This is a genomic window from Bradyrhizobium sp. (assembly GCF_017881085.1).
In the GTDB taxonomy this organism is placed as follows: domain Bacteria; phylum Pseudomonadota; class Alphaproteobacteria; order Rhizobiales; family Xanthobacteraceae; genus Bradyrhizobium.
This window is the reverse complement of sequence record NZ_JADGRI010000224.1, coordinates 1-9,102: the sequence shown is the minus strand read 5'-3', so window position 1 is coordinate 9,102 and position 9,102 is coordinate 1. Positions and strand designations below refer to the sequence as shown.

Annotated in this window: 10 protein-coding genes and 1 pseudogene; 7 read left to right on the top strand and 4 right to left on the bottom strand. The window is 63.2% G+C overall.

Going from position 1 to position 9,102, the window contains the following annotated elements; translation table 11 throughout:
* Positions 1–283, top strand: a pseudogene (locus QZ213_RS19535) (hypothetical protein); the annotation flags it as partial.
* Positions 284–331: 48 nt separating this feature from the next.
* Here the strand turns inward: QZ213_RS19535 and QZ213_RS19530 are convergent.
* A complete protein-coding gene (locus QZ213_RS19530; protein ID WP_291687736.1) occupies positions 332–1,018 on the bottom strand; it encodes a DUF1345 domain-containing protein in 687 nt (228 codons plus the stop codon).
* Between the two features lie 8 nt (positions 1,019–1,026).
* A complete protein-coding gene (locus QZ213_RS19525; protein ID WP_291687735.1) occupies positions 1,027–1,953 on the bottom strand; it encodes a polyprenyl synthetase family protein in 927 nt (308 codons plus the stop codon).
* Positions 1,954–2,201: 248 nt separating this feature from the next.
* Here QZ213_RS19525 and mtgA point away from each other — a divergent pair, with 248 nt between their 5' ends.
* From mtgA to QZ213_RS19510, 3 genes are all read left to right on the top strand, one after another.
* Entirely contained in the window at positions 2,202–2,879 is a 678-nt protein-coding gene (gene mtgA / locus QZ213_RS19520; RefSeq protein WP_291687734.1) for a monofunctional biosynthetic peptidoglycan transglycosylase, read from the top strand.
* 258 nt (positions 2,880–3,137) lie between these two features.
* Positions 3,138–3,323, top strand: a complete 186-nt coding sequence (gene rpmF, locus QZ213_RS19515; RefSeq protein WP_027540899.1) for a 50S ribosomal protein L32 — start codon at positions 3,138–3,140, stop codon at positions 3,321–3,323.
* Positions 3,324–3,460: 137 nt separating this feature from the next.
* Positions 3,461–4,075, top strand: a complete 615-nt coding sequence (locus QZ213_RS19510; RefSeq protein ID WP_291687737.1) for a hypothetical protein — start codon at positions 3,461–3,463, stop codon at positions 4,073–4,075.
* Between the two features lie 10 nt (positions 4,076–4,085).
* On the opposite strand, the gene QZ213_RS19505 is transcribed toward QZ213_RS19510, so the two are convergent.
* Positions 4,086–4,379: a hypothetical protein gene (locus QZ213_RS19505; RefSeq protein ID WP_291687733.1), complete on the bottom strand. Its 294-nt coding sequence runs from the start codon at positions 4,377–4,379 to the stop codon at positions 4,086–4,088.
* 218 nt (positions 4,380–4,597) lie between these two features.
* Here QZ213_RS19505 and QZ213_RS19500 point away from each other — a divergent pair, with 218 nt between their 5' ends.
* A complete protein-coding gene (locus QZ213_RS19500; protein WP_291687732.1) occupies positions 4,598–6,292 on the top strand; it encodes a bifunctional diguanylate cyclase/phosphodiesterase in 1,695 nt (564 codons plus the stop codon).
* A gap of 61 nt (positions 6,293–6,353) precedes the next feature.
* Here QZ213_RS19500 and phaR read toward each other — a convergent pair whose 3' ends face one another.
* Positions 6,354–6,950, bottom strand: coding sequence for a polyhydroxyalkanoate synthesis repressor PhaR (gene phaR, locus QZ213_RS19495; protein ID WP_291687731.1), 597 nt, complete (start codon positions 6,948–6,950; stop codon positions 6,354–6,356).
* Positions 6,951–7,256: 306 nt separating this feature from the next.
* Here phaR and QZ213_RS19490 point away from each other — a divergent pair, with 306 nt between their 5' ends.
* Positions 7,257–8,435, top strand: coding sequence for an acetyl-CoA C-acetyltransferase (locus tag QZ213_RS19490; protein WP_291687730.1), 1,179 nt, complete (start codon positions 7,257–7,259; stop codon positions 8,433–8,435).
* Between the two features lie 193 nt (positions 8,436–8,628).
* Positions 8,629–9,102: SDR family NAD(P)-dependent oxidoreductase (locus QZ213_RS19485; RefSeq protein ID WP_291687729.1), on the top strand; the 474-nt coding region annotated here is incomplete at its 3' end.

Sequence of the window (9,102 nt, the reverse complement as noted above, 5' to 3'; positions counted from 1 at the left end):
CAAGATCGTCTGCGCCGAAGGCTCCGTCCTCGATGACGACAATGACTGCGTAAAGCAGCGGGCGAAGACGCCGGCCGCCAAACGCGATACCGACGATCGGCAGCGAGTGGCCCCTCGCAGGCCGGAAGCAAGGCAAGTTCCGGAAGCAGGGCAAGTTTTTGCCAGGCCTTATCAGGGACGGAATTCACCGGGTATGGGCCAGAACGGCCAGCCGCTTACCGGCCTGGAACGTGCGCAGGGTTGCAACGGATACGGGGCCATCATGTCGGGAAAGTGCCCATAGCCGGCCGCGCCTCAGGATCGACGACGAGGATAGATTTCTCGCGCTTGGCTAGATCGCGCTGGCCGCGATATTGACCATCAGCGCCACCAGCGCGGTATTGAAAATAAATGAAATGATGCCGTGCGCGGTGGCGGTGCGGCGGATGGTCTTGTCGGTGATGCCGACGTCGGAGACCTGCGCGGTCATGCCGATCACGAACGAGAAATAGACGAAATCCCAATAATCGGCGTGATCGTGCTCGTCGCCGCTCGGGAACTGCAGGCCGCCGGGCTTGGCGCGGCGGTAATAATCATGGGCGTAATGCAGCGCGAAAATCGTATGCACCGCCGCCCAGGACAGCGCGATCGTCACGGTCGCCAGCGTCAGTTGCGGTCCGCTGCGGTGCGACGCGCCGAGTTCGAACAAGATCGCGGCGATTGAGGCAAAGGCGCCAAGCGCGGTTACCAGCAGGATCACAAAACGGCCGTCGTCCTGCATCACCGCGTTGCGGCGGATATGGGAAATCTCGCAGCGCAGGATCATGATGTATACCAGCAGCAAATACATCGTGATCAGGATGTCCCAGCTGAGCAGCAGCCGGGTCACCAGCCGCAGCGAGCCCGGCAGCAGGAAGAACGCCACGATTCCGAGCGCGACCGCAAAGAAGGTGCGCGGCCGCGCATAGACCACGCGGGCCGGCCTCGACATCTTCCGGAAGCGAAGCAGGACGGGATCGTCGACTTCCTTGTCCGCCATCGGCGCCCTCAATTCCTGCGTTCGGCGACAAAGCGCGCGGCGGCGCGCAGCACGTCGCCCTTGGCGCCGAAGATCGAGAGCGCGGAATCGGCGCGCGCCAGCAGGTCGCGCACGCGCTGTTTGGCCCCGTCGATTCCAAGCTGGGTGACGAAGGTGGTCTTGCCGAGTGCGGCATCCTGTCCGGTCTGCTTGCCCAGTGCCGTGGCGTCGCCCTCGACGTCGAGCAGATCGTCGGCGATCTGGAAGGCTTCGCCGAGGGCGCGGCCGTAATCGTCGAGCGCCTGATATTCCTTTTGCGAGGACTGACCGAGGATCGCGCCGGCAATGCAGCCGAAGCGCAACAGCGCGCCGGTCTTCATCTGCTGCAGGCGGGCGACGTCGACCGGCTCGCGATCGCCGAAGCGTCCCTCGCCGGCGAGGTCGAGCATCTGGCCGCCGACCATGCCGCCGATTCCCGAGGCGCGCGCCAGCGCCCGCGTCAGCAACAGGCGCACCGTCGGGTCCTTATGGATCTCGTCGCGGGTGATGATGTCGAAAGCGAGCGTCAGCAGTCCGTCGCCGGCGAGGATCGCGGTGGCGTCGTCGGTCTGCTTGTGCAGCGTGGGCCGGCCGCGGCGCAAATCGCTATTGTCCATCGCCGGCAGGTCGTCATGAACAAGCGAATAGCAATGGATGCATTCCAGCGCGGCGCCGGCCAGCAGGGCGGCATCGCGCGGAACGCCGAACACGGCCGAACTCTCGACCACCAGGAACGGCCTCAGCCTTTTCCCCCCACCGAGGCTCGAATAGCGCATGGCGTCCATCAGCCGCTTCGGCCGGGCGATCTCGTCGGGCAGAAGCGCCTCCGACAAGAGCGTGCCAAGCAGCGCTTCGGTGTCCTCCGCGGTCTGGTCCAAACGTTTCGCAAAGTCGGTCAGTGCAGTGCCGGTCGTCATTAAGAATAGCTCCCAATCGATTTGGCCGGGACAATCGTTGATGGCACGGGCTTCGTCAATTCCGGGACGCAGCCGGGCTGCGCCTTGAAACTGCTGGAAAAGTGCGGAAATATCAGTGAGATATCAATCGTGCCGGCTATTTTCCCGCCCGCGCCCCAAAGACCCCTTTAACTAACTTGCGCGCATTCTGTTCGCAAAGGCCGTTACCCACTTTTGCGGAATGCGCGCATTAACCGGAAGCGCCACATTTGCGCGTTGCCCGAAATCTGCTGCTGATCGTGCTGGCCGCGCTGCTGCTGCCCTATCTACTTGCGCCGCTCTATCGCACCGGCCATCCGGTTTCCACCCTGATGGCCTGGCGCTATCTGACCGGCGCGCCGATGTCGCGGCAATGGGTCGATTTCAGCGCGATCTCGCCCTATCTGCCGCGCTCGGTGGTATCAGCCGAGGACGCGAAATTCTGCAGCCATCACGGCATCGACTGGGACGCATTGCGCGAAGTGATCGACGACGCGGAGGACGGTGAGGTCACCCGCGGCGGCTCGACCATCACCCAGCAGGTCGCGAAGAACCTGTTCCTGTGGCCGGGCCGCAGCGTGGTCCGCAAGGCGCTGGAGCTTCCGCTGGCGCTGTGGATCGATCTGGTGCTGCCGAAACAGCGGATACTGGAAATCTATCTCAACATTGCTGAACTTGGCCCCTCAGGCCAGTTCGGCGCGCAGGCCGGTTCCACCTATGCCTTCGGCCGCCCGGCATCGGCGCTGTCCCCCCGCGACGCGGCCCTGCTGGCGGCGATCCTGCCCAATCCGGTCAAGCGCAGCGCCCGCACTCCCGGCGCCGGGGTGCGCCGTCTAGCCGGGACCTATATGGCCCGGGCACAGGCTTCCAGCCTGCAGCGGTGCTGGAGCGAAAATCGCGTCTATTGAGCCAATTCTGGGCTATTTTGGCAGGAGACCAGCTGAGATCATGATCCGACTGTCGAATCGGATGATGATCTCATGTCCTTGTTTGAGCATGATCTTTCCGGAAAACCGGTTCCCACTTTTCCGAATCATGCTCTAGCTTTGCGCGGGCCCATCCTCTATAAGCGCGGCCTTATCGGCATTTTCGGCTCGCGCCAAAAGCGCTTCAGCCGTCCGTTTGCGGACGATGCCTAGACCACAACACCCCTAGAGGACACCGAAATGGCCGTTCCCAGAAGAAAAACATCGCCCTCGCGGCGCGGCATGCGCCGCTCGGCGGATGCGCTGAAGAAGCCGACCTACGCCGAGGACAAGGATTCCGGCGAATTGCGCCGTCCGCACCACCTCGACCTGAAGACCGGCATGTACAAGGGCCGCCAGGTCCTGAAGGCCAAGAAGGAATCCTGAGGCAAGAAGGGCAGGCAGGCCGTTGACGACAACGGCTGCCTGAATTCGGCCAACGAGTGAGGTAAGACGGTTGCCGGTGGCGAACGGAGTTCGCCTGAGAATATCCGGTGCTTGAAAAGAAGGCCTCGCCGATGTCCATGGTCGGTTTTCCGCTTCTTCTGATTCCGCTCACGATCTACAACATCATCGTCTTCCTGATGCCCGGCGTTACCCTCGCCGAGCCGCTTCTGACGCTGACGTTGATGTCCGGCGCCGAATGGCCGGTGACGCTGAGCGATATCCTGCTGGCGCTCGGCATCCTGTTGCTGCTGCTCGAGGTCATGAAGGGCGCGCGTCCCGGCGCGAAATATCTCACCGATCATCTGTTGTCGCTGATCGTGTTCGGGGCCGCCGGCGCCGAATTCCTGCTGTGGCCGAAGTTCGGCACTTCGACCTATTTCCTGCTGTCGCTGCTGTCGCTGGTGGATTTCCTGTCGGGCATTGCGCTGCGCGCCCGGCGCGGATCGGTGCCAGTTGCCGCTGCGCCCTCCCGCAAGCAAGCAAGCGCTGCGCCCGAACCTCAATTCGAGCCGGTACCGGAGCCTGCGGCCCCCGCGGCTGCCCCGGTTGCTGAAACCGCACCGCCCGATCGCGTCGAGCCGAAAATGGCACCTGCCGAGATCACGCCGGCGGGACCGTCGCCGGAGGTCGCATCGCCGGGATTGCAGCCCGGCGAGGGCTCACCTCCGTCGCCGGAAGCGCCGCCGCGTTGACTTTGGGATTCTAGGCGATCTGCTGGGTCCGGACGCCGGCGGCCTGGGCCGGGGCCTTGTGCCACCGCGCCCCATAGGCGGCCTTCGCGTCGGCCGGGGTCGCCCGCCGCAGGCTGCGCGTTTGCGGGACGTGCTCGGCGGTCGCGATCAACTGGGTGACAAAATCGGCGCGCGACAGTCGCTGGTCCGGCACCCGCGACCATTGAACGGTCGGTACCACCGGCACCAGCGCGACACAGGCGGGTTTTTCGTCGGCAGGAACGCCGTCATCTACCGTCTGTTCTGGTCGACCGCTGCCTCGCATCGCGATTCGAAATCCGGCTGAGTTGTCACATTTTGGGACGTCATGTCCCTTTACTATTTCTTCATCGCAAGGGTCATGCCGGTTCTCCCCGCTTTGTTCCCGGCGACCATCCAACGTGGTTTGCGGAATATTTATGAACTTCGCCTAGGGTCAGCGCCGGAACAGGCCGTATTCTTGAGACCGGGAATCACCCGGCAGTGTCCTGAAACGAGGCGACCGTGACATCCGCTCTTCCGAAAGCTTCGACCATCCTGGCTTCGCTGGGCCAGGCGGCCTTCGTTTGGGACATCGCAACCGACACCATCACCTGGAGCGACCACGCCAGCGCGGTGTTTTCCAACATCCCGCCGGCGTTGCTCGCCAAGGGCGCGGCGTTTTCCAAGCTGATCGAGCCGGAGCGTAGCATCCGCTCCGATGCGCTGGCTCATTCGTCGTCCGCGCATGGCGCCGAAGGCGCGCCCTACCGGATCGAATATGGCGTGCGGACCGCGAGCTCCGAACCGGTACTCTGGATCGAGGAAACCGGATGCTGGTTCGCCGGTCCGGACGGCCGGCCGGCGCGCGCCCAGGGCATCGTCCGCGTTAACAATGAACGCCACGCCCGCGACGAGCAGTTGCTGAAGCTTTCGCGGCACGACCCGCTGACCGGGGAACTCAATCGGACCCATCTGATGGCCTCGCTGGCCGAGGCGATCGAGGAATCCGCGCGCTTTCGTACCTCCTGCGCCTTCATGCTGATCGGTATCGATCATCTGGCGCGCATCAACGACGCGTTCGGCTTCGATGTCGCGGACGCGGTGATTTCCGAGGTGGGCAAACGCATCCGGTCGCGGCTGCGCGGCGGCGACGTGCTCGGCAGGTTTTCCGGCAACAAATTCGGGCTGATCCTGAAGAACTGCACGGTCGACGACATGAACGTCGCCGCCGAACGGTTTCTGGCCGGCATTCGCGACGAGGTGGTGCCGACCAACTCCGGGCCGGTCTCCGTAACCGTCTCGATCGGCGCGGTCAGCGTGCCGCGCTATGCGCGCAACGCCAACGAGGCGATCAACCGCGCCCACGAAACGCTCGACACGGCCAAGCGCCGCCGTGCCGGGTCGTTCGCGGTGTGGCGTCCGAATGTCGAGCGCGACGCCCAGCGCCGCGTCAATATCCGCGTCACCGACGAGATCGTCACCGCGCTCAATGAGCGCCGGATCGTGATGGCGTTCGAACCGGTGGTGGAGGCGGGCTCGCGCCAGCCGGCATTCCATGAGTGCCTGGTCCGCATGGAGCAGGATGACGGGCGGGTGCTGCTGGCCCCCGACATCGTCCCGGTGGCGGAGAAGCTCGGCCTGATCCGCCTGGTCGATCATCGCGTGCTCGAACTCGTGGTGGCGGAACTGGCCGCGACGCCGAACGTCCAGCTCAGCCTCAATATCTCGCCCGATACCACGATGGATCCTGACTGGTGGGCTTCGATCGAATCGCTGATGCACGCGCATCCCGGCGTCGCCGAGCGGCTGATCGTCGAAATCACCGAAACCGTCGCGATCCAGGATATCGACGATTTGCGCGGCTTCGTCACGCGGCTGAAGAACTTCGGCAGCCGGATCGCGATCGACGATTTCGGCGCCGGTTACACCTCGTTCCGCAATTTGCGCAAGCTCGGCGTCGATATCGTGAAGATCGATGGGGCGTTCGTGCAGAACATCGCGCGCTCGGCGGACGATCGCGCCTTCGTGCATACGCTGATCGATCTGGCGCGCCGGCTGCAAATCAAGACCGTGGCCGAATGGGTTCAGGACGAGGAAGCCGCCGTCATGCTGCGCGACTGGGGCTGCGATTACATCCAGGGCCGCCTGATCGGGCTCGCATCATCGGAGCGGCCGTGGGGGGCGCCGGCCGCCGACATGCTGCCTGCGGCGAGCTAGGAAGTTTCGCGCGAAAATAACTCGCCGTCCCTGCTTTCGAAAGCAGGGGCTGCCGGCAGAATCACTCTTCCTTCTTCGGCTCTTTCGACATGCGCTCGAGGCGCTCCTGCATTTCCTTCATCTGACGACGAAGATCGTCGATGTTGTCCCCCTCGGGCACAGGCTCAGCGGCCTTTTCCGGTTCAGCGGCGGTTCCGCTGCGCGGCGGCACGAACGGCTTGAACATCGAGAAGGTCTGCTGAAACAATTCCATGTTGCGGCGAACATGTTCTTCCAGCGGCGCAAACGGCGTTCCCGAGAAAGTATTGGTCAGCTGCTTGCGGAATTTCTCCTGTTCGCGCGTCAGCGTGTCGATCGACTGTTCCAGATATTTCGGCACCACCATCTGCATGCTGTCGCCGTAGAAGCGGATCAGCTGGCGCAGGAAGGTGGTCGGCAGCAAGTTCTGGCCGGCCTTGTTTTCCTGTTCGAAGATGATCTGGGCCAGCACCGAGCGGGTGATGTCGTCCCCGGTCTTGGCGTCGTAGACGAGGAAGTCCTCGCCCTCCTTGACCATCGCGGCGAGGTCTTCAAGCGTCACGTAGGTGCTGGTGCCGGTATTATAGAGCCGCCGGTTCGCATATTTCTTGATCGTGGTGGGTTGGTCAGATTTCGCCATGGGCTCACACATGCACACCGAGGAGAAGGGAACCCGACGGCTTCGCCGCAGGGTGGACGAACAACGCAATGCAACAAAGTAAGCATTTTCAATGTGCTTCGGCTACCGTTTTGTGCGGCACGGTTAATTCCAAAGCATAGACGGTGCTTAAGGATACGCCAAGAACGTCATTTTGAATGCGTCGCGGCGAGATTTCGGCCTTCGGCCGGTTGACATGCCTCAACGACGTTAACAGGATGAAGCGAGAGACTGGCCTGCCAATCCGGCGCCTGCTTATCCACGATCCTCAAGCCCCAGGAGATGTCCATGTCAGACGATGTTGTCATCGTCAGCGCCGCCCGCACCGCGGTCGGAAGTTTCAACGGTGCGTTCGCCACTACGCCGGCCCACGATCTCGGCGCCGTCGCCATCAAGGCCGCGCTCGAGCGGGCCGGCATTGAGCCGGGCCGGGTCTCCGAGGTGATCATGGGCCAGATCCTGACCGCGGCGCAGGGCCAGAACCCGGCCCGCCAGGCCTCGATCGCCGCCGGCATTCCGGTGGAAAGCCCGGCATGGGGCGTCAACCAGCTCTGCGGCTCGGGCCTGCGCACGGTGGCGCTGGGCTATCAGGCGCTGCTCAACGGCGATTCCGAGATCGTGGTCGCCGGCGGCCAGGAATCGATGAGCATGGCCCCGCATGCGCAATATCTGCGCGGCGGCGTCAAGATGGGCAATTTCGAACTCGTCGACACCATGATCAAGGACGGTCTGTGGGACGCCTTCAACGGCTATCACATGGGCAATACCGCCGAGAATGTCGCCCGGCAGTACCAGATCACCCGTTCACAACAGGACGAGTTCGCGGTCGCCTCGCAGCAGAAGGCCGAGGCCGCGCAGAAGGCCGGCAAGTTCAAGGACGAGATCGCGCCGGTCACCATCAAGACCCGCAAGGGCGACATCGTCGTCGATACCGATGAATATCCACGCCACGGCGCTACCCTGGAAGCGATGGCCAAGCTCAAGCCGGCCTTCGAAAAGGACGGCACCGTCACCGCCGGCAGCGCCTCGGGCATCAATGACGGCGCCGGTGTGGTGGTATTGATGACCGCCAAGCAGGCGGCCAAGGAAGGCAAGAAGGTTCTCGGCCGCATCGTCTCCTGGGGCCAGGCCGGCGTCGATCCCAAGATCATGGGCACCGGGCCGATCCCGGCCTCGCGCGCCGCGCTGAAGAAGGCCGGCTGGAACATCGCCGACCTCGATTTGATCGAGGCCAACGAAGCCTTTGCGGCCCAAGCCTGCGCGGTCAACAAGGACCTCGGATGGGATACTTCCAAGGTCAACGTCAATGGCGGCGCGATCGCGATCGGCCATCCCATCGGCGCTTCCGGCGCGCGCGTGCTGGTGACGCTGTTGCACGAGATGCAGAAGCGTGACGCCAAGAAGGGCCTTGCCACGCTGTGCATCGGTGGCGGCATGGGCATCGCCATGTGCATCGCACGCGACTGATATGTGCACTGCACGCGATTAAACGTTCGGCGGTGCGTGATGAAAAGATCATCTCGCAACCGCGGAAGTTACAGCTAAAAAGAAACGCCCGGCTCTGCCGGGCGTTTTTTCTTGATGTTCGTCAAACGGCCCGCTTAATTCGCAGCTACGTAATAAAAAACTGGTTCAACGGACGCCAAGGGAAGGATTCGACATGGCACGTGTTGCGTTGGTATCGGGAGGAACGCGGGGCATTGGGGCGTCGATCAGCAAGGCGCTGAAAACCGCCGGCTACAAGGTCGCCGCCAATTATGCGGGCAATGATGCGGCAGCGGACAAGTTCAAGGCCGAGACCAGCATCCCCACCTTTAAGTGGGACGTCAGTTCGTTCGATGCCTGCGCCGCCGGCATCAAGAAGGTCGAGGCCGACCTCGGTCCGGTCGAGATACTTGTCAACAATGCCGGCATCACCCGGGACGGCGCCTTCCACAAGATGACGCTGGAACAGTGGAACGCCGTGATCAACACTAACCTCGGCTCGCTGTTCAACATGACTCGCCAGGTGATCGAGGGCATGCGCGCCCGCAAGTTCGGCCGCGTCATCAACATCTCCTCGATCAACGGCCAGAAGGGCCAGTTCGGCCAGGTCAATTATTCGGCGGCCAAGGCCGGCGACATCGGCTTCACC